Genomic DNA, 24,520 nt, shown 5'->3' with positions numbered 1-24,520 from the left:
TCCTAGGGGCAGACGAATGAGTGACAAATCCTCGAACCAGATGTGGGGCGGCCGCTTTGCCGCCGGTCCTGACGCGATCATGGAGGCGATCAATGCCTCGATCGGGTATGACCAGCGCATGGCGGCGCAGGATATCGCCGGTTCCAGGGCCCATGCGGCCATGCTGGCTGCGACGGGCATCATCACTGATAACGACGCCGAAGTCATTCGGGAAGGCCTGCTCACGGTCTTGTCAGAAATCGAGGGTGGCACGTTCGAATTTTCCACCGCGCTGGAAGACATCCATATGAATGTCGAGGCCCGCCTGAAAGAAATTATCGGCGAGCCTGCGGGCCGTCTGCACACCGCGCGCAGCCGGAATGACCAGGTCGCGACCGATTTCAAACTTTGGGTGCGCGATCAGATTGATGCGGCCATTGACGGGATCGAGGCGCTGATCAAATCTCTGATCGGTCAGGCCGAGGCGGGCGCCGATTGGGTCATGCCCGGCTTCACCCATCTGCAAACCGCCCAGCCTGTGACCTGGGGCCATCATATGATGGCCTATGTGGAAATGTTTGGCCGCGATCTGTCACGCTTTCGCGATGCGCGCGCCCGGATGAACGAAAGCCCGCTGGGCTCGGCCGCATTGGCCGGCACCTCGTTCCCGATTGACCGCGAGATGACCGCTGAGGCACTGGGCTTTGATCGCCCCACCGCGAATTCGCTGGATGCCGTGGCTGACCGTGATTTCGCGTTGGAGTTCCTGTCCTGCGCCTCGATCACCGCGATGCACCTGAGCCGTTTCGCAGAAGAGCTGGTGATCTGGTCCTCGGCCCAGTTCCGGTTCGTGACCATGTCCGACAAATGGTCCACCGGCTCGTCCATCATGCCGCAAAAACGCAACCCCGACGCGGCCGAGCTGCTGCGCGCCAAGATTGGTCGTATCTTTGGCGCCAACGTCGCGCTGATGACCGTGATGAAGGGGCTGCCGTTGGCCTATTCCAAGGACATGCAGGAAGACAAAGAGCAGGTCTTTGACACCGCCGACAACTTGATGCTGGCGCTGGCTGCGATGACCGGGATGGTCAGCGATATGACCGGGAACCGTGACAATCTGGCCGCGGCTGCGGGCTCGGGCTTCTCGACAGCGACGGATCTGGCCGATTGGCTGGTCCGAGAGCTGAACTTGCCCTTCCGCGATGCGCATCATGTGACCGGATCGCTGGTGGCCATGGCCGAAAGCAAAGGCTGCGATCTGCCTGAATTGACGCTGGAAGACATGCAATCGGTTCATGCTGAGATCACCCAAGCGGTTTTTGATGTGCTGGGGGTTGATAACTCGGTGGCCTCGCGCATGTCTTACGGGGGGACCGCGCCTGCGCAGGTGCGGGCTCAGATCGCGCGGTGGAAGGACCTGCTGGCATGAGAGTTCTGGCCGGATGTCTGACGATCCTGTTGGCCGCTTGCGGGGTGGATGGCGAACCTGAGCCACCCGTGGACATCGCGGTATCTGCCGGAAGTGTCGCCAAACCTGAGTAGCCCCTGCGGCGAGAGTCCTTTTATCAAAAGGAGCGCGCTGACGCACGCGCTTGATATCTCGTCATCGGCCTTTGGCCGCTTCCTCGGGTGGGCGCGTATCTGAGTGTTGCGCGCCTGATTGAATTGGCTGGCCGTTCTGATATGACGCATCAAAACCAGCCGAAGGACGGAACCGATGGATCATTTTCTGTATAGGAACGGTGAGCTGTTTGCCGAAGACGTGCCTGTTGCCGATATCGTCGCGGCTGTGGGCTCGCCTGTTTATATCTATTCGACGGCGACATTGTTGCGCCATTTCCGTTTGTTCGACGAGGCCCTGGCGGGGATGGACCACGTGGTGTGTTACGCCATGAAGGCTGCCAGCAACCAGGCCATTTTGAAGACTCTGGCCGGGGCCGGGGCCGGGATGGATGTGGTGTCGGGCGGAGAATATGCGCGGGCCAAGGCGGCGGGTGTTCCCGGGGACAAGATCGTGTTTTCCGGTGTTGGCAAGACGCGCGAGGAAATGCGAGCTGCGCTGGAAGGGGGCATTCGTCAGTTCAACCTGGAATCCGAGCCCGAGATGGAGCGGCTGAACGAGGTTGCCGTGGCCATGGGCGTACAGGCCCCTGTGACTGTGCGGGTGAACCCGGATGTGGACGCCAAGACCCATGCCAAGATCGCGACGGGGAAATCCGAGAACAAGTTCGGCATCCCGATCTCTCGCGCAAAAGAGGTCTATGCCCATGCGGCCAGCCTGCCGGGGCTGAAGGTCGTCGGGATTGACGTGCATATCGGCAGTCAGCTGACCGAGCTGGAGCCCTTCCGTCTGGCCTATCGCAAGGTTGCTGATCTGACCGAGGCATTGCGCGCCGAGGGGCATGATATCACCCGGCTGGATCTGGGGGGTGGCCTGGGAATTCCGTATACGCGCTCGAACGAAGCGCCGCCTCTGCCTGTGGAATATGGGGCGCTGATCAAGGAAGAGCTGGGCCATCTGGGTTGCGAGATCGAGATCGAGCCGGGCCGCTTGATCGCTGGCAATGCGGGTATTCTGGTCAGCGAAGTGATCTATGTGAAATCGGGCGAGGGTCGCGATTTTCTGATCATTGATGCGGCGATGAATGATCTGGTGCGTCCGGCCATGTACGAGGCGCATCATGACATCATCCCGGTGATCGAGGCGCAAACCGCGGTCGAGCAGGCGCCGATCGATATCGTGGGGCCGGTTTGCGAATCCGGGGATACCTTTGCCAAGCAACGCATGATGCCGCCCTTGAAGTCGGGGGATTTGGTGGCGTTTCGCTCGGCAGGGGCCTATGGCGCGGTGATGGCCAGCGAGTATAACTCGCGGCCGCTGATCCCCGAGGTTCTGGTCAATGAGCATCAATTTGCCGTCATACGACCAAGACCCACCTTTGACGAAATGATAAACCGCGATACCATTCCCGAATGGCTGTGACGCGATCCCCGCGTTCGGCCGTTTTGGAAATGGCATGTCTGACGCTGATCGCACAGTTCTGACGAAAATACGCTGGCCGCTTCGCCTGACCTGGGCGGGGTTGATGGCCGAGCGCATCACCTTTGCGTTCTGGCCCCTGTGGTCGGTGGTGATGGCGGCCGCAGCTGTGTTGATGTTGGGGCTGCAAGACCACATCATGGTCGAAATCGTCTGGGCGCTGACCGTTCTGGTGGCCTTGGCCGTTCTGGGCTTTGCTGTGCTGGGATTGCGCCGGTTCCGTATGCCGCGCCAGGCCGAGGCCCTGGACCGGCTGGATGGCACGATAACCGGTCGCCCCATTCAGACGTTGCTGGATGAGCAGGCCATTGGCGCTGGCGACGCTCAATCCGAGGCCCTGTGGCAGGCCCATCAGACCCGCATGGCAAAGCGTGCAGCGCAGGCCAAAGGCGTTCAACCCGATCTGAATCTGACCCGCCGCGATCCCTTTGCCTTGCGCTATGTCGCTGTTCTGGGCCTGTCCGTGGCCCTGTTGTTTGGTACCTGGAGCAAAGTTGGCTCGGTCACCGGCATGGGGCCGGGCGGCGCTGGCGGGCTGGCCGCTGGTCCCTCGTGGGAGGGCTGGATTGAACCGCCCACTCATACTGGCTTGCCCGTGCTGTATCTGGCTGATCAGGGTGACACTTTGGAAGTTCCCCAAGACAGCCGGATCACCCTGCGATTCTACGGGGAATTGGGGGCGCTTACGCTGGCGGAAACCGTGTCCGGGCGTCTGGGCGAGGTCCCCCCGGCCTCGAATCCGGCACAGGATTTCACTGTGACGCGTGCCGGGGATCTGAGCATTCAGGGCGACGGTGGGCGCAGCTGGCAGGTGGCTTTGCTGCCCGATCTGGCCCCCGAGGTGATGATCACAGGCGCGCCGGAAACCAATGTAGACGGCCAGATGAGCCTGCCCTTTTCGGCTAAGGATGATTATGGCGTCACGGGGGGCTCGGTCCTGATCAGCCTGGATCTGCAGGCCATTCAGCGCCAATACGGCCTGGCCATTGATCCCGAACCGCGCGCACCGATTGAAATGGACCTGCCGATGCCGATCTCGGGCAATCGCGCGGATTTCACCGAATTGCTGATCGAGAATTTCTCGGAACATCCCTGGGCGCATTTGCCTGTGCGGTTTGAGCTGACGGCGCTGGATGCGTCGGGGCAGCAGGGCCTGTCTGCGCCTGTCACGATGCCGTTGCCCGCGCGCCGCTTTTTTGACCCTCTGGCGGCGGCCCTGATCGAACAACGGCGCGATCTGCTGTGGAACCGCGAAAACGCACCCCGGATCACGCGCCTGCTGCGGGCGATCTCCTGGGAACCCGAGGAACAGCTTTTTCCGGACGAGGCCGATTACCTGCGCCTGCGATTTATCCTGCGCCGGATGGAATCCTTTGCCGCGGATGGTATGAGCACCGAGCAGCAGGAGGAATTGGCCAAGGCCCTGTGGGATTTGGCCATCGGGATCGAAGACGGGGATCTGGATGATGCGATGGCGCGCATGAAACGCGCCCAGGAACGTCTGAGCGAGGCGATGAAGAACGGCGCCTCGGATCAGGAAATCGCCCGCCTGATGCAAGAGCTGCGCGAGGCCACGCAGGACTATTTGCGCCAGCTCTCGCGACAGGCTCAGCGCGAGCAGGAAGAAACCGACGAAGATATGCGCAGCGGCGACAACTCCATGCAGATGGGCATGGATGATTTGCAGCGCATGATGGATCGTATTCAGGAACTGGTCGAACAGGGCCGCATGGCCGAGGCACAGGAAGCCATGCGCCAGTTCCAGGAAATGATGGAAAACATGCAGATGGCGCAGGGTGGCCAGGGCGGACAATCCCCAGGCGAACAGGCACTCGAGGACCTGGGACGCAGCCTGCGCGAACAACAAGGCCTGTCAGATCAGGCGTTCCGCGATCTTCAAGAGCAATACAACCCGGGCGCCAATGCCGGAGTCTCGCAAGGCAACGAAGGCCGCAACGGCGGCCAGGGGCGCGGCAACAGCCACGAAGGCCAAGGCGCTGACGGCCAGAACGGAGATCAGGGACAGGGGTCTTTGGCGGATCGCCAGGAAGCCCTGCGCGATGAACTGGAACGTCAGCGCGGCCGTCTGCCCGGAGCTGGCACCGAAGGCGGGGACGCCGCGCGCGAGGCCTTGAAACGTGCAGAACGCGCGATGGAAGGCGCCGAAGAGGCATTGCGCCAGGACGATCTGGCCGAGGCCATCGACAAGCAGTCCGAAGCGATGGAGGCCCTGCGTGAAGGTATCCGCAATCTGGGCGATGCCATGGCTGAAGCAGGCCGCAGACAGCGCGGTGGAGATGGGCAGGAAACAGGCAATGCCCAAGCCAATAGCCGCGACCCCCTGGGCCGCAACCCCGGCTCGCGCGGTGGGGATGTGGGGACGCAAGAGGACCTCTTGCAGGGCGAAGATGTTTATCGCCGCGCCCACGAACTGTTGGATGAAATCCGTCGAAGGTCCGGAGAAGGTGAGCGACCGACTGAAGAGTTGGACTATCTGCGGCGCCTTCTGGAGCGATTTTAAATCTTGATCCGATTGAGCGCGCTATCGCGCGCGCTTGTTGTCTCGGGATCGGCCTTTGGCCGTTCCCTCGGACGTGACGCGAGGAACGAGATCACGTTGCAGTGCGTTCGCTGTGCGCAAGGCTCTCGGGGGATGAATTCGCCAAAGGCGAAGAAGGGGCTTGCCCCTTAGCCTGAGCGTAGCGCCTATTGGCGCTACGCGAGGTATAGTGGGCGCCGTCAGGCGCTCCGCTGGATCAATGGAGATCTTTGTAGTTGATCTCTTTTCGATCTTCGCCGGGGCCGGTTTTTTGACGGCGGACGATCAGCCGGTTCAGCGCGTTCACATAGGCACGCACGCTTGCGACCACGGTGTCGGTGTCTGCTGACGACCCAGTTGCGATGCGGCCGTCCTCTTCGATTTTCACAGTCACGGTGGCTTGGGCATCGGTCCCTTCGGTGACGGCGTGCACCTGATACAGCTGCAGACGCGCCGCATGGGGGAACAGCATTTTCACGCAGTTGAACGCCGCATCTACCGGGCCATCGCCCGTTGCGTCTATGCTCTTGTCCTCGCCGTCAATGGACAGGGTCATTTCGGCCTCTTGTGGGCCATCAGTGCCGCAGACCACGCGCAGCCGTTTGAGCTGCAGCGTGTCGCCTTCGTCCTGCACCTCTTGGTCGGTGACCATAGCGATCAGGTCGTCGTCAAAGACCTCTTTCTTACGATCAGCCAGGGCCTTGAACCGCACAAAAACGTCGTTCAACTGGTTCTCACCCAGCTCGTATCCCAGCTCTTCCATCTTGGCGCGCAGGGCGGCGCGGCCCGAGTGTTTGCCCAGCGGCAAAGAGGTGCCGGACAGGCCGATATCTTCGGGGACCATGATCTCGAAGTTCTCGCGGTTCTTGAGCATGCCGTCTTGGTGGATGCCGGATTCATGCGCAAAGGCGTTTTTGCCGACGATAGCCTTGTTGAACTGCACCGGAAAGCCCGACACGGTCGCCACGCGGCGCGAGATGTTCATGATCTTGGTGGTGTCGATCTGCGTGCGGTAGGGCATGATGTCGTTGCGTACGCGCAGCGCCATCACGACCTCTTCCAGCGCGGTGTTGCCTGCGCGTTCGCCCAGCCCGTTGATGGTGCATTCGATCTGGCGCGCGCCGGCCTCGACCGCGGCCAGGGCGTTCGCTGTCGCCATGCCAAGGTCATTGTGGCAGTGGGTCGCGAACACGATCTCGTCCGCGCCGGGGACGCGTTCCAGCAGCATCTTGATCAGGTCGGCGGATTCGCGCGGGGCGGTGTAACCGACCGTATCGGGGATGTTGATGGTGGTCGCGCCGGCCTTGATCGCGATCTCGATCACGCGGCACAGATAGTCGTGTTCCGTGCGCGTGGCATCCATCGGAGACCATTGCACATTGTCGCACAGATTGCGGGCGTGGCTGACGGTTTCGTGGATCTTGTCGGCCATTTCATCCATGGTCAGATCGGGGATCGCGCGGTGCAGCGGCGAGGTGCCGATAAAGGTGTGGATGCGCGGGCTGGCCGAATGTTTCACGGCCTCGTAGCAGCGATCGATATCTTTGAAATTCGCGCGCGCCAGACCGCAGATGGTCGAGTTTTTCGAGCGTTCAGCGATTTCCTTCACCGCTTTGAAATCACCCTCCGAAGCGATGGGGAAACCGGCCTCGATAATATCGACGCCCATGTCGTCCAGCATCTCGGCGATTTCCAGCTTTTCATCGTGGGTCATCGTCGCGCCGGGGGATTGCTCGCCATCACGCAGAGTCGTGTCGAAAATCAAGACGTGGTCTTGTTTGGATTTATCGGTCATGTCGGGTCTCTTTTTTGAAGTCTGCTAAAGCCTGTGGCGCGAAGATCAAGCACATCCTCTGAGCGGTCGCGCCGGGAAATGGCACGCTCAGAGGCGGCTTAGCAGTAGGAGGGCAGCATAGGGCAACGCGCCGTTGGTACGACGTGCGGTTGCGGTGATATGGCCCAAAGTGTTCATGCCTCGATTTATAGGAGGCCCCGTTCAAAAAGAAAAGCGCGAATTTTTGCTGGTTGAACGGGGGCTTGGGCGGGCTAGCTGGGACAGTATGGAACGAGCATTGATCATTGGCGCCTCGGGTGGAATCGGGTCTGCGGTCGCGTCTGCGCTGCAGGCGCGCGGGGTCACGGTGACTGGTTTGTCGCGGTCCACAACGGGATTGGATATCACGGACGAAAGCAGCGTTCAGGTGGCCTTGGCCGGGTTGGACCCCGGGTTTGATCTGGTATTTGTCGCAACAGGGAGGTTGCTTGGGGCAGGGGCGCCGCCCGAGAAAACGATCAGGACCCTCGACGCTGCGGCGATGGCCGATCAGTTTGCTGTGAATTGCATCGGCCCGGCGCTGGTGATGAAGCACGCGATCCGCCTGATGCCGCGGGATCGCCGGTCGGTTTTCGCGGCCCTATCGGCGCGGGTTGGGTCCATCGGGGACAATCGGCTGGGCGGCTGGTATTCCTATCGTGCGGCCAAAGCGGCGCTAAATCAAATTCTCCACACCGGCGCAATCGAGCTGGCCCGCACCCATCCCAAGGCGCTTTGCGTGGCGCTGCATCCGGGCACGGTGGCGACAGATTTCACCGCCAATTACGCGGGGCGGCACCCAACAGTCGCACCATCCGAGGCAGCACAGAACCTGCTTGCAGTGCTGGACGGATTAGCTCCCGAACAGAGCGGCCATTTCTATGACTGGGCCGGGAAATCGGTACCCTGGTAGGGATTATTCGCTGGCTTCGGCCGCAGCGCCGGTCACCAAAGCTCCGTTTTCCCATTTGCCAGTCTCTTCCTGACCGCTGGCATAGCGCATGGTGCCATCGCCCTGACGTTTGCCGTCTTTGAACATGCCTTCGTAGACATCGCCATTGGCATAGGTTGCGGTGCCCTGGCCGTTGATGGCGCCGGCCTTCCACTCGCCCTCGTACTTAAAGCCATCCGTGGCGGTGATGATGCCCGAGCCCTCGCGCTGGCCGCCAACGAACTGGCCAACATACACCATGCCGTTGGGATAGGTGGCGGTGCCCTGGCCGTGGCGTTTACCCGCTTGCCATTCGCCTTCATAGCGATAGCCATCCGGGTAGGTCATGATTCCGTTGCCGTGGTTCTTGGCGTCGACAAAGCCGCCCTCGTAGACCGCTCCGTTGCGGTAGGTCGCCGTGCCCTGACCCTCGATCACGCCCGCGCGCCATTCGCCGTCATAGGTGGCACCATCGGGATAGGTGATCTTACCCACGCCGTCCTCGGCCCCGCCGCGGAATTGGCCGGTATAGCTGGAGCCATCAGGATAGGTGACCGTCCCGTCGCCTTCGATCTGGCCCGCGACCCAGGTGCCCTGATAGCGATAGCCATCGGTGCCCGTGAACGTGCCCTGACCCTGGCGGCGATCGTCGGCAAATTCGCCATCATAGATATCGCCGTTGGCATAGGTGACCTTGCCCAGCCCCTCACGGCGGCCATTGATCAGCATGCCTTCGTAGACGTCACCATTGCTTTGGGTCAGCTTGCCCTGACCATGGATCTGGCCGTTCTGCCACAGGCCAGCATAGACCATCCCGTCGGACATGGTCAGGGTGCCCTGACCTTCGCGGGTGCCGCGCTTGACCTGGCCTTCATAGACCGCGCCATCGGGATAGGTGATGGTGCCGAAGCCGTCCTTGACCCCGTTCACCCAGTCGCCGTCATAGACATAGCCGCCCGGCGTGCGCATCACCCCGCGCCCGTGGTGCATCGCGTTCTTGAACGCGCCCTCGTAGCGGGTGCCGTTGGCATACATCGCCACGCCCACGCCGGTGATCTTGCCCGCGACCCAGTGGCCCTCGTAGGTGGACCCATCGGTGAACACGATTTTGCCGACGCCTTCGGGTTTGCCATTGGCGAACTCGCCCTCATAGACCGAGCCATTGGGGAATCGCGCCACGCCCTGACCGCGGATTTCGCCCGCGACCCATTCGCCGGTATATTCGTACCCGTTGGGCAGCCGGTAGGTGCCGGTGCCGTGTTGCAGCCCGTCCTTGAACGTGCCCTCGTAAACACCGCCATCCTCGTATTGCTTGGTCTGAACGCCCCCGTCCTGAGCCAGCGCCGAGGACGCCATCAACCCGGCCAGTGCTGCGGCGAAAAGGATGCGCGTATTTGCCATGAAAGACCTGCCTGCGGATTGACGGTTGCCTGTTTGCGTTGCCCGAAATCTAGTGGAGCAACCGGCCCTAGACAACGCCTTTTGGTCAAAGCGGCTTTTCCTCGCCGGTGGTTCTGTTAAATCGGGGGGGACGAACAGAACCAAGGGGCACGTCATGTCCGACAAATTCCGCCTGACAATTGCGCAGCTGAACCCAACCGTGGGTGATCTGGCTGGCAACGCCGCCAAGGCCTATGAGGCCTGGCAAAAGGCCAGGGCCGCTGGCGCCGATATGGTGGCTCTGCCCGAGATGTTCATCACAGGCTACAACACGCAAGACTTGGTGATGAAGCCGGTGTTCCACCAGATGGCGATTGCAGCCGTGGAAACGTTGGCTGCGCAATGTGCGGATGGGCCCACGCTGGGGATCGGTGCCCCGGCGGTGCAGGACGGCAAGCTGTATAACGCCTACTATATCTGCCGGCACGGGCGAGTCGCCAATTGCGTGCTGAAGCACCATTTGCCCAACGAGACCGTGTTTGACGAGGTTCGGGTATTCGACAGTGGCCCCTTGGGTGGCCCTTATGCGGTGAATGACGTGCGCATCGGCAGCCCCATCTGCGAGGATGCCTGGCACGAAGATGTCGCCGAAACGCTGGAGGAAACCGGCGCCGAGTTCCTGCTGGTGCCCAATGGCAGCCCCTATTTCCGGGGCAAGATGGAGGTCCGCCTGAACATGATGGTGGCCCGCGTGGTCGAAACTGGTCTGCCGCTGATCTATCTGAACATGGTGGGCGGTCAGGATGATCAGGTCTTTGACGGTGGCAGTTTCGTGCTGAACCCGCACGGGGATCTGGCGATGCAATTGCCGGTGTTCGACGAGGCGATCTCGCATGTTGATCTGCAACGCGGTGCGGACGGATGGACCGTGGTGCCCGGCGAAAAGACCCATCACCCGGATGACATGGAGCAAGACTATCGCGTGATGGTCGAGGCCCTGCGCGACTACATGGGCAAAACCGGGTTCAAAAAGGTGCTGCTGGGCCTGTCGGGCGGCATTGATTCTGCGCTGGTGGCGACGATTGCCGTGGATGCCCTGGGGGCGGAAAACGTGCGCTGTGTGATGCTTCCCTCGGAATATACCTCGCAAGGGTCCTTGGATGACGCCAAGGACATCGCCGAACGTCTGGGCTGTCGCTATGATTTCGTGCCGATTGCCGAGGGGCGTCAGGCGATCACCAACACGCTGGCCCCGTTTTTTGCGGGTATGGAGCCCGACATCACCGAGGAAAACATCCAATCCCGTCTGCGCGGGCTGCTGCTGATGGCGATGTCGAACAAGTTTGGTGAAATGCTGCTGACCACGGGCAATAAATCCGAGGTCGCGGTGGGCTATGCCACGATCTATGGCGACATGTCGGGCGGCTATAACCCGATCAAGGACATGTATAAAACGCGTGTTTTTGATTGCTGCCGCTGGCGCAATGCCAACCATCGCCCCGACTGGATGATGGGCAACGAGGGTGAGGTGATCCCGGTTTCGATCATCGACAAACCCCCCTCGGCCGAGCTGCGCCCGGATCAAAAAGACGAAGACAGCCTGCCCCCCTACGAGGTGCTGGACGCGATCCTGATGATGCTGGTCGATGGCGAGGCCAGCGTGGCCGATTGCGTGGCCGCCGGGTTCGATCGCGACACGGTCAAGCGGGTCGAGCACCTGATCTATATCAGCGAATACAAACGGTTCCAGTCCGCACCCGGCGCGCGGCTTAGTCCGCGGGCCTTCTGGCTGGATCGGCGCTATCCCATCGTGAATTGCTGGCGCGACCCCAGCTGATGCTGCTGGCTGCGGCCCTCGCCCTGGGAGCCGGGGCGCTGTTCGGATTTAACGTCCATATTCACCGCAAGGGGCTGGATGGGGCCGACGGGCTGACCGGCGCGTTTCTGTCCGTGGTGTCGATGGCGACCGTGTTCTGGCTGGGCGCGCCGTTTGTCATTGATTGGGCCTGGTTCGCCACGACAGGCGCCCTGATCTTTGCGGTGTCTGGCATCTTTTTTCCGGCGATGGGGCAGACCTTTCAGATCTTCTCGGTGCAACGCGTCGGGCCGGCACTGACTTCGGCCCTTGGCGCCTTCGTGCCCGTGCTGGCCACGCTGCCCGCGATCCTGTTTCTGGGCGAAAGCTTCGGCCCGCGCTCGGGGCTGGCCCTGGCGCTGATGGTGGGCGGGTTGGTGTTGTCGGCTGTCCCCTCGCGCGGGTTTTCCCGTGGCTGGCCGCTATGGGTGCTGGTCTTTCCCTTGGGGGCTGCAACGGTGCGCGGTTTTTCCCAACCGGCAATGAAACTTGGCATGGAAACCGCGCCCAGCCCCTATTTTGCCGCGCTGGTCACGGCCAGCGTCTCGGCTGTGGTCCTGGCCCTGATCTTGTTCGCCCGGGATCGCGGTATCCGACGCCTAGCCTCGAGCGGAAGCGCGGTGCGCTGGTTCATGCTGAGCGGGGTGATCAACGGCCTGGGCATCCTGTCGCTGAACGGGGCATTGTCGATGGGATCGGTCACCGTGGTGGCCCCGCTGGCCTCGACCACGCCGCTGTGGACCTTGCTGTTCGGGGTGCTGGTGTTCCGCCGCGAGACCCTGCGCCCTCGCAACTATCTGATCGCCGCCCTTGTGGTATCCGGCGCCGTGATCCTGGTGACGCAGTAAGCGCGGCGTGCTAATCTTGGGACATCGCAGCAAGGCTAGGTGATGTCCAACAAAACCGTTCCAACAGATCAATCCCCACTGGCGTTTGTGAACGTGGTCGAGCATCCCACCCGGCGCGCGGACGGGCTGCAATTGCTGGACCTGTTCCAACAGGTCACCGGATTCCAGCCGGTGATGTGGGGGGCATCAATCGTGGGGTTCGGGCGCTATGACTATCGCTATGCCAGCGGCCGCGAGGGCACGTTCCTGGCAACCGGTTTCAGCCCGCGCAAGTCGAACCTGTCGATCTATATCATGCCGGGATACCAGGACTATTCCGCGATCCTGGGCCGTTTGGGCAAGCACAAGCTGGGCAAATCCTGTCTCTATGTGAACAAGCTGGCCGATATAGACTTGGATGTACTGGCAGAACTGATCCGCACCGGGTTGCATGATCTGAACCAGATTTGGCCGGTTCAGCCAGCCTAGGCGGGCATTGTCGTTTATTTGGGTCAAGTCAGACGTGTTGGTCGCGGCGAATAGAGCCCACACGCGCATTTAAGCTTTCTCATAGTTTCGGATCCAGGACACGCGGGCCTTCTTTGTCTAAGTGAAGCGCGGGGCTCGACAGCAAAGCTGATGGCCGCATAAGGCCCGATTTTCTGGACAATCCGCGTCACATGTGGAATGGGGGGCGCCAACAGGAGATTCCCATGACCACGACACGTTTTGCACCCTCGCCTACGGGTTACATTCACGTTGGTAACCTGCGCACCGCGCTGATGAACTATCTGATCGCCCGCAAGGCTGGCGGTCAGTTCATCCTGCGGATTGACGACACCGATCCCGAGCGGTCCAAAGAAGAATACGTGGACCAGATCCAACGCGATCTGGAGTGGCTGGGCCTGACCTGGGACCGGATCGAACGTCAGTCCGAACGGCTGGATCTCTATGCCGAGGCTGCGGACAAACTGCGTGAAATCGGCCGCTTCTACGAGTGTTTCGAATCCCCGACCGAGCTGGACCTGAAGCGCAAGAAACAGCTGAACATGGGCAAACCTCCGGTCTATGACCGCGCGGCGCTGAACCTGTCGGACGAGGAAAAAGCCAAGCTGCGCGAAGAGCGTGGAGGGTACTGGCGTTTCCTGCTGAACCAGGAACGCATCGAATGGGCCGATGGCATTCTGGGCGATATCTCGATCGACGCGGCCTCGGTGTCTGACCCGGTGCTGATCCGAGCGGATGGGCAGGTTTTGTACACCATCGCCTCGGTGGTGGATGACACGGATATGGGCGTGACGGATGTTGTTCGTGGCTCGGACCACGTGACCAACACCGCAACGCAAATTCAGATCATGGAGGCCCTGGGCCATACGGCGCCGCGTTTTGCGCACCATTCGCTGTTGACCGGCCCGCAGGGCGAGGCGCTGTCCAAACGTCTGGGCACGCTGGCGCTGAAGGACCTGCGCGAACAGGGGATCGAACCGGCGGCTGTGCTGTCGCTGATGGCGCGTCTGGGCTCGTCTGATCCGGTCGAGCTGCGCACCTCGTTGGATGAAATCGCCGAGGGGTTCGAACTGACGCATTTCGGCTCGGCGCCGACCAAGTTCGACGTGCAGGACCTGTTCCCGCTGACGGGTCACTATTTGCAATTGCAGCCCTACGCGGCGGTATCCGATGATATCCATGCCCTTGGTGTGCCCGATGAGATGGCCGAACAATTCTGGACCGTGATGCGCGACAACATCACCATCAAGGCCGATCTGGCCGGGTGGTGGGCCCTGTGCCGTGACGGTGCCGAGCCTGACATTGCCGATGAAGACAAGGAATTCATCGCGCAGGCCATGCTGCTGCTGCCCGAAGGCCCGTTTGACGGGGACACCTGGAAAAGCTGGACCACATCCGTGAAAGAGGCCACTGGTCGCAAAGGCAAAGGCCTGTTCATGCCGCTGCGCAAAGCCATCACCGGCCAAAGCCGTGGGCCCGACATGGGCGACCTGATGCCTCTGCTGCAGGTGATCAAGGCGCGCTAAGTCAGCGCCAAGATTGATTGAGGCCAGCCCAATGCGGCTGGCCTTTTCTGTTGGATTGTCTGGGCTAGGGCTTGGATTTCGCCTCGGCTGGTGCGCGCGGAATGGGCGGGTGATCGTCCAGATGCACGATCCGAGCCTCAATTTTGTTTAACCAGTGGTCCACCAGGGCGGTTTCCTCGGGCAAGAGCGTTTGGTGACGCGGGTAGTGCGGGTGGGTGCGATCATCCAGAATGGGCGCGTCCCAGCCATCGGTCGTGTCAAAGAAATGGGCCACGCCAGCCTCGTCGAACTCCTGCAGATAGCCCTGAACCACCACGTCCAGATAGCTGAGCAGCACCGGGTGCGCCATCGTCGGGGCGCCATGTTTGCCCGCAGGGATCGAGTAGATCGCCACGTCCGGCGTAAAGGGCAGGGGATGGTGCGCGACGTCAGCCAGCTGAACCCGATCATAGGCGCGTTCGCGGTGATCCAGGGCGCGCCAATCTCCGTTGGGGACGGGCGCGATCAGGCCTTCGATCTCGGATGTCTCATCGCGAATCGCTGTCAAAAAGGCGACAGGACGCAGCGCAGTGTGGCGCCAAACCCGTCTCCAACCCCGCGCGCGGGCCTGTTCTGCGTTGCCAAAGTCATGGGTGTTGCGGTTCACAAGTGACCCATATCCAAAGAAAAATGCATCCATGATGCAGATAAAAAGCATTCGATTGATCCATATCAATCCCAAATTCTGTTGATTTCGGCAGTTTTAATCAACTTTTGCCCTAGGGGAAACTGACGTGCGCATTACCAAACGAACCAATATCGCCATCCGTGTCCTGATGTTTTGTGGCTCGAACGAGGGGCGATTGGTCACCAAATCCGAAGTGGCGAAGCGGTGCAACGCCTCGGAAAACCATCTGGCGCAGGTCATCAACCAGTTGGGGCAGCTGGGCTATCTGCATACGCAGCGGGGCCGCAACGGCGGTATTCAGCTGGGGCGCGCGATGGCTGACATCCGCATCGGGGATGTGTTTCGGTCGCTGGAATCCAACGTCCCCATCGCCGAATGTTTCGCCGACGTCGACAACACCTGTCCGCTGATCGAGGCCTGCCGCCTAAAAACTGCCATCGCGGGCGCGGCCGAGGCCTTTTACAAGCATCTCGATGACATCACGCTTGACGAACTGGTCTGCGGAAATGATCAACTGATCGAGCTGATGTCACCCGTCGCCTGCCGCGCCTGATCCTGAGGGGTCGAAAACGACCCCTTGCCGTGCGCAAGCAACTCGTCTAAGCAGAAATTATCAGATCGGGAGAACCGGGTAACCGGTGCCGAAGGAGCAACCGCCCCGGAAACTCTCAGGCCCAAGGGACCGATCGGATGGAAAAACTCTGGAGAGAGGCGCGCCAGACGCGTCCGCCGAAGGGATAGCGATCTCAGGCACCGTGACAGAGGGGGCATCAAGTGTTCCGCCGCATTTGTGGCGGGTGTGATGCCGGGGATGGGCTTCATGTCACCTCGGTTACCGCAAAGACAGGGGATGCCATGACTGATCTGAAGACATTACCGCTGGATGACCTGCATCGCGAACTGGGCGCCAAGATGGTGCCGTTTGCGGGCTATGACATGCCGGTGCAATACGCCGCGGGCGTGATGAAGGAACACCAGCATACGCGCGATGCCGCCGGGCTGTTCGACGTCAGCCATATGGGGCAGGTGATCCTGCGCGGCCCTGACTATGAAACGGCTGCCCTGGCTCTAGAGGCGCTGGTCCCGGTGAATATCGCCGGGCTGGCCCAGAACCGGCAGCGCTATGGGTTTTTCACCAACGAGGCGGGCGGCATTCTGGACGATCTGATGCTGGCCAACCGGGGCGATCATCTGTTCGTGGTGGTGAATGCGGCCTGCAAGGACGCCGACATCGCGCATTTGCAGGCGAACATGCCCGCAGGCGTCGCCGTCGAAGTCATCGAGGATCGCGCGCTGCTGGCCCTGCAAGGCCCGGGGGCCGAGGCTGCACTGGCGGCGCTGAACCCTGCCGTGGCCGAGATGAAATTCATGGATGTGGCGACTGTCGATCTGAACGGGGCCGAGTGCTGGATCTCGCGCTCGGGCTATACCGGCGAGGACGGGTATGAAATCTCGGTTCCCGCTGACGCGGCGGACGGGTTGGCCCGTACTCTGCTGGCGGACGAAACCGTTCTGCCCATCGGTCTGGGCGCGCGTGACAGCCTGCGGCTGGAGGGCGGATTGTGCCTGTATGGCCATGACATCGACACCGAAACCACCCCGATCGAGGCGGGCCTGACCTGGGCCATCCAGAAAATCCGCCGCACCGATGGTGCGCGTGCGGGCGGTTTCCCGGGGGCCGAACGCATCCTGACGGAACTGGAAAACGGAGCCACCCGCGCCCGCGTCGGCCTGCGCCCCGAAGGGCGCGCCCCGATGCGCGAAGGCGTGCAGCTGTTTGCCGATGCCGAGGGCGGCGCGGCGATTGGGCAGGTGACCTCGGGCGGGTTCGGGCCGACGGTGCAAGGGCCTGTGGCGATGGGCTATGTGCCCTCGGACATGGCCGCGCCAGGTACTCAAATCTTTGGCGAAGTGCGCGGCAAACGCCTGCCTGTGCAGGTGGTTCAGCTGCCCTTCGTCCCAGCCAACTTCAAACGATAAAGCGAACAGGGAGAAATCCGATGAAATATACCGAAGATCATGAATGGCTGCGCGTGGATGGGGATGTGGTGATTGTGGGGATCACCGAACATGCCTCGACCCAGCTGGGGGATGTTGTGTTCGTGGAATTGCCCGAGATCGGCACCATGGTGTCCACCGGCGACGAGGTGGCTGTGATCGAAAGCGTCAAGGCGGCGTCCGACATCTCGGCCCCGTTGGATGGCGAGGTTGTCGAGGTCAACGAGGCCATCGTCGACGAACCCGGCAAGGTGAACGAGGACCCGCTGGGCGAGGCCTGGTTCTTCAAGCTGAAGATCGACGACATGGGCGCGCTGGACAGCTTTATGGATGAAGACGCCTATGCCGAGCTGGTCGGCTAACCTCTGACTCTTTGCGTGAAGGCGGCGTTGGAACGCCTTCGGCGAGGGTATTTGGACCAAGAAAAAGCACGCAAAGGAGCAGGGACCATGGCGTTCAAGCCCACGGAATATTTGCCTTATGATTTTGCCAACCGTCGCCACATCGGCCCGTCTCCGGCTGAAATGGACGAGATGTTGCAGGTGGTGGGCGCGGACAGTTTGGACGCTTTGATCGACCAGACGGTGCCTGCCGCGATCCGGGCCCAGGCGCCTTTGGAAATTGCCACGGGGTTGAGCGAACGCCAGATGCTGCGCCGGATGCGCGAGGTGGCCGAGAAGAACCAGGTTCTGACCAGTCTGATCGGCATGGGCTATCACGGGACGGTGACGCCGCCCGCGATCCAGCGCAATATCCTGGAAAACCCGGCCTGGTACACGGCCTATACGCCCTATCAGCCCGAGATCTCGCAGGGGCGGCTAGAGGCGCTGATCAACTATCAGACTATGGTCAGCGATTTGACGGGTTTGGAAATCGCCAATGCAAGCTTGCTGGACGAGGCGACGGCAGCGGCCGAGGCGATGACCATGGCGCAGCGCGTGTCGAAGTCCAAGGCCAAGGCGTTTTTCGTGGATGAAAACTGTCATCCTCAGAACATCGCGGTGATGCAGACCCGTGCGGCGCCTTTGGGGATCGAGGTGATTGTCGGCGCCCCCGAAGATCTGGAGCCCGAGGCCGTGTTCGGCGCGGTGTTCCAATACCCCGGCACCTATGGTCATGTGCGCGACTTCACCGCTGAAATGGAGGCGCTGCATGCGGCCAAGGCCGTGGGGATCGTGATCGCCGATCCGATGGCGCTGGTGCTGTTGAAAGAGCCCGGCGCGATGGGGGCGGATATCGCCGTGGGCTCGACCCAGCGGTTTGGCGTGCCTTTGGGTTATGGTGGTCCGCACGCGGCCTATATGGCGTGCCGCGACAGTTTCAAACGCGCGATGCCGGGGCGTCTGGTGGGTGTGTCCGTAGATGCGCGCGGCAACCGGGCGTATCGTCTGTCGCTGCAAACGCGCGAACAGCATATCCGGCGTGAAAAGGCCACCTCGAACGTGTGTACAGCGCAGGCGTTGCTGGCGGTCATGGCCTCGATGTACGCGGTGTTCCATGGGCCGGACGGGCTGCGTGCGATTGCGCAGCGTATTCACCGCAAGGCTGTGCGGCTGGTCAAAGGGCTGGAAGAGGCCGGGTTCAGCGTCGCGCCCGAAACGTTCTTTGACACGGTGACGGTCGAGGTTGGCCCACTGCAACAGGCGGTGCTGAAATCGGCTGTGGATGAGGGCGTGAACCTGCGCCCCGTGGGCAAAACCAAGGTCGGCATCACCCTGGACGAGGCCGTGGTTCCCGCGACGATCGAGGCCGTCTGGCGCGCCTTTGGCATCACCCGCAAGGACGATCAGCCGGGCGAATGGCGCCTGCCGGAACATGCCTTGCGGGCCAGCGATATCCTGACCCATCCGATTTTCCACATGAACCGGGCCGAGACCGAGATGATGCGCTATATGCGCCGTCTGGCCGATCGTGACCTGGCGCTGGATCGGGCGATGATCCCGCTGGGCAGCTGCACGATGAAGTTGAACGCAGCCGCCGAGATGGCTCCGATCAGCTGGCCGGAATTTGCCGACATTCACCCGTTTGTCCCCGTTGATCAGGCCGCGGGATATGCGGAAATGATCAGCGATCTTAGCCGGATGCTGTGCGACATCACCGGGTATGACGATTTCTCGATGCAGCCCAACAGTGGCGCCCAGGGGGAATATGCGGGGCTGTTGACAATCGCCGCCTATCATCAGGCGCGGGGCGAAGGGCATCGCAATGTCTGCCTCATCCCGATGAGCGCGCACGGCACCAACCCGGCCAGCGCTCAGATGGTCGGCTGGAAGGTCGTGCCGGTGAAATCCATGGAAAACGGCGATATCGACCTGAACGATTTCCTGTCAAAGGCGCAAAAACATGCCGCCGATCTGGCCGGATGCATGATCACCTATCCCAGCACGCATGGTGTGTTCGAGGAAACGGTGAAAGAGGTCTGCGCCATCACCCACGAACATGGCGGGCAGGTCTATATCGACGGGGCCAACCTGAACGCGATGGTTGGGCTGTCGCGCCCCGGAGATCTGGGCGGGGATGTCAGCCACCTGAACCTGCACAAGACCTTTGCCATCCCGCATGGTGGCGGCGGTCCCGGCATGGGCCCGATTGGGGTGAAATCACACCTGGTGCCGCATCTGCCCGGCCATCCGGAAACGGGTGGAACCGAGGGGCCGGTGTCTGCGGCGCCATACGGATCGGCCTCGATCCTGGCGATCAGCTGGGCCTATTGCCTGATGATGGGCGGGGATGGGCTGACGCAGGCCACGCGCGTTGCTATTCTGGGCGCGAACTATATCGCCAAGCGGCTGGAGGGCGCCTATGACGTTCTGTACCAGGGCCCCACGGGCCGTGTGGCGCATGAATGCATTCTGGACACGCGCCCCTTTGCCGACAGCGCCGGGATCACCGTGGATGACATTGCCAAGCGCCTGATGGATTGCGGTTTTCATGCCCCAACCATGAGCTGGCCGGTTGCAGGTACGCTGATGGTTGAACCCACGGAATCGGAAACCAAGGCCGAGCTGGATCGGTTCTGCGACGCCATGCTGGCCATCCGGGCCGAGATCGACGACGTGGCCAACGGCACTTTGGACGCGGAAAACAACCCGCTGAAACGTGCGCCGCACACGGTCGAGGATCTGGTCGGCGAATGGAACCGGCCCTATGGGCGCGAGCAGGGATGCTATCCTCCGGGTGCGTTCCGGGTCGATAAATACTGGCCGCCGGTGAACCGGGTGGATAACGCCTATGGTGACCGGAACCTGGTGTGTATCTGCCCCCCGATGGAAGACTACACCGAGTGATCACAGCAAGAGGCCCCGGAAATCCGGGGCCTTTTTCGCAATCTAATCCAGCAGGGCAGGGGCCAGCGCGTCGCGCAGCCTGTCCCAAGTATCCTGGTTGGGCGCGCAGAGGATATAGCCCTCTTCAATGCTGATGTCGTAATCACGCCCGTCCAGCATTTTCGCAACGCCCCCTGCCTGTTGGCACAACAGCACACCCGCTGCGTGATCCCACGGGTTCAGCATGCCCGACAGGGTGAAATCCACGCCGCCCTGCGCCATCACCCTGTATTCGTGGCACGAACAACTCATCGAGCTCATCCGGTAGAATTCCGGCAGCACCGGGGCCAGTTTGGCCTGCGTGTCCTTGGGCATCAGATAGTAGTGCATGATGCCGGAAAGGTCCGACAGCTCGCCCCCGATCGAAACATGGGCCGAGGTTTCCGTGCGGCCCGCCCCGTCGATGCGTGCGCGTGACAGGTCATCCGCGATCACCCAGTCATCCACCATCGGATCATACAGCAGACCAAAGACCGGGCGCCCAAAACGGGTTGCGGCCAGGATCACGCCGAACAGCGGCACGCCATTGGCGAAATTCCAGGTCCCGTCGACCGGATCGATGATAAAGGCCAGCTCGGCCTCGGCCGCTTTCTGGCGCAAAGAGGGATCGGCACTGGCGGCCTCTTCGCCGATCACCACGGCATTTGGGAACAGGCGCAGGATGCCGCGCGCGATCATCGCCTCGGCGGCGGTGTCGGCCTCGGTCACCAGGTCCTGAGGGCCGGATTTCGTGTCGATCTGATGGGCGGACAGGTTGCGAAAACGCGGGAGGATCTCGGTCTTGGCGGCGCGGCGCACAAGATTTACGAGGCTGGTCTGTTGAGCGCGGGTCAGCGCCGTGACCGGCATAGGGAGCGTGTCTGTCATCTGGTCCTCGTGATTCTGCGGATGCACAATGGGTTGCACCCGCGGAATACGAATGCAACGTGGCTATTCGCGCGCACGCAGGATTTGTGCGGGTCGCGCGGTCAGGCTGCGCCGGGCAAAGCCCAGGCTGGTCAGCAAGGTCGCGATCACGCCCCCCGCGACAATCCCGATGGCCGAGGACCAGATTATGGTGAAATCGGTCTCCATCACGTAATAGGACACGGCCCAGCCGCCCGCGATGCCCGCCGCCAGGGCGACCAAGCCCGCGCCCGCGCCCAGCAGTCCCGCACGCAGGGCGAAGCTGCCAAGGATGCGATTGCGCGAGGCCCCCAGGGTTTTCAGGATCGCGGCCTCGTAGCTGCGGGCCTGTTCGCCAGCTGCCGCCGCGCCGATCAGCACCAGGAACCCGGTCAGCAGCGTCGCCGCCGCACCCCAGGACGTGGCCGAGGCAATGCCGTTCAGCATCACGCTGACCCGGTCAATCGCATCACGCACGCGGATCGCGGTGATGTTGGGGTATTGGCTGGCCAGATCGCGCAGGATTGCGGCCTCGGCGGACTCTTCGGCATAGACCGTCGCGATAAAGCTGTGCGGCGCACCCTTCAGAGCGTTTTCATTCACCGCCATCACAAAACCCATCCCGGCGGTCGAAAAATCGACTTCACGGAAGCTGGTGATGGTGCCGGTGATGTCGCGGCCCAGAATATTCAGGGTGATCGTGTCGTTCAGCGACAGGCCGATTTCCTCGGCCTCTTCGCGGGCAAAGCTGATCTGTGGCGGGCCGCTGTAATCCTCGGGCCACCATTCGCCCGCAGTGATCGCGGTGTTTTCGGGCTGAGGCCCTGCATAGGTGATCCCGCGATCGCCCCGCACGACCCAGTGATCCCCCGCGACCTCGTCAGCGGGGATGTCGTTGATCCGCGTGATCACGCCGCGCAGCATGGGTGCGTATTCCACGCGGTCCACCTGCGGATCGTTTTCCACGCGCTCGAGGAAACCGGGCATCTGATCGCGCTGAATATCGACAAAGAAATAGCTGGGCGCGACATCCGGCAGGTTGCCCGAGATTGCCTGGCGCAGGTTGCCATCAATCTGCCCAACCGAGGCCAGAACGGCCAGTCCCAGACCCAGCGACAAGACCACGGGCGTGGCCTCGTCCCGGGTGCCACCGATGGCGGCCACGGCCCATCGCAGGGCGGGCAGGCCCCGCGCTGCGGTACGTGTGCGCCGAGACAGGCGGCGGATGCCAAGCGCGGCCAAAGCCAGCACGATCAAGGCCGTCAGAATGCCGCCTGCGGTCCAAAGCGTCAGCTCGACCGTGCCCGAAAACAGGATCGCGACGCCAACCAACGCACCGACCAAGGCCAGCGTGATCAGCACGTAAGGCAGCGGCGGGAACAGCCGCGCCCCGGCCATCGCGTCGCGGAACAAGGTGGCTGCGCGGACCTCTCCGGTGCGGGCCAGTGGCCAGAGGGTGAAGATCAGCGCGGTCAACAGGCCATACACTGCGGCCTCGAACAGGGGTTCCGGAAAGATCGAAAAGACTGCCGGCACTGGCAATTGCGCGGTCAGGATCGGGGCCAGCAGAACGGGGACACCTCCGCCAAGGATCAGGCCCAGGGCAATCCCCAACAGCGACAGAGCGCCGATTTGCAGAAAGTACGTCTGGAAAATCACGCTGCGTTCGGCCCCAAGGCTGCGCAAGGTCGCGATAACGCTGGTTTTACCGGCCAGATAAGCACGCACAGCGGCCGAGACCCCGACACCGCCCACAGCCAGACCGGACAGGCCGACCAGCACCAGAAACGCGCCCAGACGGTCCACAAAGGTTGCAATGCCCGGCGCGCCATTGCGGGAATCGCGCCAGCGTAACCCCTTGTTTTCAAAGGCATCGACGGCGGCGGATTTCGTGGTCTCCAGATCGGTGCCGTCAGGCAAGTCCAGGCGGTATTTGGCCTCGAACAACGACCCGGGAACCAGCAGACCGGACTGCGCCAGCGCCTCTTTGCGCACGATGGTGCGCGGCCCCAGACCAAAACCCGAAGCGGCGCTGTCCGGCTCTCGCTCCAGCGCAGCCATCAGGGTAAAACCCTGTGTGCCCAGTTGGAACGTATCGCCGATTTCAAGGCCCATACGGTCGATCAGCACGCGCTCCATCACCGCGCCGGGCAAGCCGTTTGCCCCATCCAACGCGACGCCCAAGGGCATGTCCGGTGCCAACCCGACCGCGCCGATCAGTGGGTACATGTCATCGACCGCTTTCACCTGCGTCAGCCCGCGTTCATCCCCGACCACGGCCATCGAGCGAAAATCGGCGATTTCTGACACGTTATCAGCCACTTCGGCCATCCATTCGCGTTCGGCGTCGCTGGCAAAGCGATAGGTGAATTCCATTTCCGCGTCCCCACCCAGAAGGGCCGCGCCCTCTTGGACCAGACCGGCCTCGATCCCTGCGCGGATGCTGCCGACACCGGCAATCGCGGCCACGCCCAGGGTCAGACAGGCCAGGAAAATGCGAAAACCCCGCAGCCCCCCGCGCAGTTCGCGCCGGGCAAATCGAGCAGCGACGGACAGGCTCATGCCGCAGCCTCCTGCATGTCGATGCGGCCATCGCGCAGGCGGATCACCCGGTCGCAACGGCTGGCCAATTCGCGCGAGTGGGTCACCAAAACCAAGGTCGCCCCGTGGCGGTCGCGCAAGCCAAACAGCAGGTCGATGATCGCTGCACCGTTGGCCCCATCAAGATTGCCCGTCGGCTCATCCGCCAGCAGGATATCCGGGCGCGGTGCCACGGCGCGGGCCAGCGCAACGCGCTGCTGCTCCCCTCCAGACATCTGGCTGGGATAGTGATCGGCTCGGTCTTCTAGGCCGACGGCCTTCAATTCCTCCATCGCGCGGTCAAACGCGTCGCGATCTCCGGCCAGTTCCAGGGGGGTTGCGACGTTTTCCAGCGCGGTCATCGTCGGGATCAGGTGGAAAGATTGGAACACCACCCCCATATGTTTGCGACGGAAGCGGGCCAGTTGATCTTCGTCCATGGTGGTCAGGTCCTGGCCCAAAGCGGTGATGGTGCCGCCCGTGGCGCGCTCGAGCCCGCCCATGAGCATGAGGAGAGAGGATTTGCCCGACCCCGATGGCCCGATCAGGCCCAGTGACTCGCCGCTCTGGACATCCAGGGTGATGCCGTGAAGAATTTCGACCAAGCCTGCGTTCCCGCTTAGGGATAACTCCGCCTTTGACAGTGACAAAACCGGTTCAGACATGC

Annotated in this window: 18 protein-coding genes and 1 riboswitch; of the genes, 12 read left to right on the top strand and 6 right to left on the bottom strand. The window is 62.1% G+C overall.

Annotated elements, in window-relative coordinates; translation table 11 throughout:
• Positions 1-16 precede the first annotated feature (16 nt).
• The 3 genes from argH to ACXADQ_RS02885 all read left to right on the top strand — a co-directional run bounded on the left by argH (position 17) and on the right by ACXADQ_RS02885 (position 5,540).
• Positions 17-1,408 (top strand): argininosuccinate lyase, encoded by a 1,392-nt coding sequence (gene argH, locus ACXADQ_RS02895; protein WP_475315158.1) that lies wholly within the window; start codon positions 17-19, stop codon positions 1,406-1,408.
• Positions 1,409-1,696: 288 nt separating this feature from the next.
• The gene (gene lysA / locus ACXADQ_RS02890; protein WP_475315154.1) at positions 1,697-2,962 is read left to right on the top strand and encodes a diaminopimelate decarboxylase; all 1,266 of its coding nucleotides are present in this window, start codon (positions 1,697-1,699) and stop codon (positions 2,960-2,962) included.
• Positions 2,963-2,996: 34 nt separating this feature from the next.
• Positions 2,997-5,540 carry a TIGR02302 family protein gene (locus ACXADQ_RS02885; RefSeq protein WP_475315151.1) on the top strand — a complete coding sequence of 848 codons (2,544 nt, stop codon included), beginning with the start codon at positions 2,997-2,999 and terminating at the stop codon, positions 5,538-5,540.
• Positions 5,541-5,775: 235 nt separating this feature from the next.
• Here ACXADQ_RS02885 and ACXADQ_RS02880 read toward each other — a convergent pair whose 3' ends face one another.
• A complete protein-coding gene (locus tag ACXADQ_RS02880) occupies positions 5,776-7,353 on the bottom strand; it encodes a 2-isopropylmalate synthase (protein ID WP_475315148.1) in 1,578 nt (525 codons plus the stop codon).
• Positions 7,354-7,618: 265 nt separating this feature from the next.
• On the opposite strand from ACXADQ_RS02880, the gene ACXADQ_RS02875 reads away from it, so the two are divergent.
• Positions 7,619-8,284 carry an SDR family NAD(P)-dependent oxidoreductase gene (locus ACXADQ_RS02875; RefSeq protein ID WP_475315143.1) on the top strand — a complete coding sequence of 222 codons (666 nt, stop codon included), beginning with the start codon at positions 7,619-7,621 and terminating at the stop codon, positions 8,282-8,284.
• A gap of 3 nt (positions 8,285-8,287) precedes the next feature.
• On the opposite strand, the gene ACXADQ_RS02870 is transcribed toward ACXADQ_RS02875, so the two are convergent.
• Positions 8,288-9,703, bottom strand: a complete 1,416-nt coding sequence (locus tag ACXADQ_RS02870; protein WP_475315138.1) for an MORN repeat-containing protein — start codon at positions 9,701-9,703, stop codon at positions 8,288-8,290.
• Between the two features lie 154 nt (positions 9,704-9,857).
• On the opposite strand from ACXADQ_RS02870, the gene ACXADQ_RS02865 reads away from it, so the two are divergent.
• The 4 genes from ACXADQ_RS02865 (at position 9,858) to gltX (ending at position 14,397) form a co-directional block, all read left to right on the top strand.
• Entirely contained in the window at positions 9,858-11,519 is a 1,662-nt protein-coding gene (locus ACXADQ_RS02865; RefSeq protein WP_475315134.1) for an NAD+ synthase, read from the top strand.
• Positions 11,519-12,385 carry a DMT family transporter gene (locus tag ACXADQ_RS02860; RefSeq protein WP_475315131.1) on the top strand — a complete coding sequence of 289 codons (867 nt, stop codon included), beginning with the start codon at positions 11,519-11,521 and terminating at the stop codon, positions 12,383-12,385. Before ACXADQ_RS02865 ends, ACXADQ_RS02860 begins: the two co-directional genes overlap by 1 nt.
• Before the next feature lie 42 nt (positions 12,386-12,427).
• Positions 12,428-12,853: a DUF1801 domain-containing protein gene (locus ACXADQ_RS02855; RefSeq protein WP_475315126.1), complete on the top strand. Its 426-nt coding sequence runs from the start codon at positions 12,428-12,430 to the stop codon at positions 12,851-12,853.
• A 224-nt stretch (positions 12,854-13,077) separates the two neighbouring features.
• Positions 13,078-14,397, top strand: a complete 1,320-nt coding sequence (gene gltX, locus ACXADQ_RS02850; RefSeq protein WP_475315122.1) for a glutamate--tRNA ligase — start codon at positions 13,078-13,080, stop codon at positions 14,395-14,397.
• 64 nt (positions 14,398-14,461) lie between these two features.
• Here the strand turns inward: gltX and ACXADQ_RS02845 are convergent, their stop codons facing one another.
• Positions 14,462-15,094 (bottom strand): gamma-glutamylcyclotransferase family protein, encoded by a 633-nt coding sequence (locus ACXADQ_RS02845; protein ID WP_475315119.1) that lies wholly within the window; start codon positions 15,092-15,094, stop codon positions 14,462-14,464.
• A gap of 76 nt (positions 15,095-15,170) precedes the next feature.
• Here ACXADQ_RS02845 and ACXADQ_RS02840 point away from each other — a divergent pair, with 76 nt between their 5' ends.
• The 4 genes from ACXADQ_RS02840 to gcvP all read left to right on the top strand — a co-directional run bounded on the left by ACXADQ_RS02840 (position 15,171) and on the right by gcvP (position 20,349).
• Entirely contained in the window at positions 15,171-15,617 is a 447-nt protein-coding gene (locus ACXADQ_RS02840) for an RrF2 family transcriptional regulator (RefSeq protein ID WP_475315115.1), read from the top strand.
• A 56-nt stretch (positions 15,618-15,673) separates the two neighbouring features.
• Positions 15,674-15,759: riboswitch (glycine riboswitch) on the top strand.
• Positions 15,760-15,919: 160 nt separating this feature from the next.
• A complete protein-coding gene (gcvT, locus tag ACXADQ_RS02835) occupies positions 15,920-17,044 on the top strand; it encodes a glycine cleavage system aminomethyltransferase GcvT (RefSeq protein ID WP_475315111.1) in 1,125 nt (374 codons plus the stop codon).
• Between the two features lie 20 nt (positions 17,045-17,064).
• Positions 17,065-17,424 (top strand): glycine cleavage system protein GcvH, encoded by a 360-nt coding sequence (gene gcvH / locus ACXADQ_RS02830; RefSeq protein WP_475315107.1) that lies wholly within the window; start codon positions 17,065-17,067, stop codon positions 17,422-17,424.
• 87 nt (positions 17,425-17,511) lie between these two features.
• Positions 17,512-20,349, top strand: a complete 2,838-nt coding sequence (gcvP, locus tag ACXADQ_RS02825; protein WP_475315103.1) for an aminomethyl-transferring glycine dehydrogenase — start codon at positions 17,512-17,514, stop codon at positions 20,347-20,349.
• 42 nt (positions 20,350-20,391) lie between these two features.
• Here gcvP and ACXADQ_RS02820 read toward each other — a convergent pair whose 3' ends face one another.
• The 3 genes from ACXADQ_RS02820 to ACXADQ_RS02810 all read right to left on the bottom strand — a co-directional run bounded on the left by ACXADQ_RS02820 (position 20,392) and on the right by ACXADQ_RS02810 (position 24,518).
• A complete protein-coding gene (locus tag ACXADQ_RS02820) occupies positions 20,392-21,255 on the bottom strand; it encodes an inositol monophosphatase family protein (RefSeq protein WP_475315099.1) in 864 nt (287 codons plus the stop codon).
• A gap of 63 nt (positions 21,256-21,318) precedes the next feature.
• Positions 21,319-23,835 carry an ABC transporter permease gene (locus tag ACXADQ_RS02815; protein WP_475315094.1) on the bottom strand — a complete coding sequence of 839 codons (2,517 nt, stop codon included), beginning with the start codon at positions 23,833-23,835 and terminating at the stop codon, positions 21,319-21,321.
• Positions 23,832-24,518, bottom strand: coding sequence for an ABC transporter ATP-binding protein (locus ACXADQ_RS02810; RefSeq protein WP_475315090.1), 687 nt, complete (start codon positions 24,516-24,518; stop codon positions 23,832-23,834). Before ACXADQ_RS02810 ends, ACXADQ_RS02815 begins: the two co-directional genes overlap by 4 nt.
• Positions 24,519-24,520 lie beyond the last annotated feature (2 nt).

This window comes from Thalassovita sp. ABM4_323 (assembly GCF_056158665.1).
Note: the sequence above shows the minus strand (reverse complement) of the source record. Positions and strands in the feature narration are given on the sequence as shown.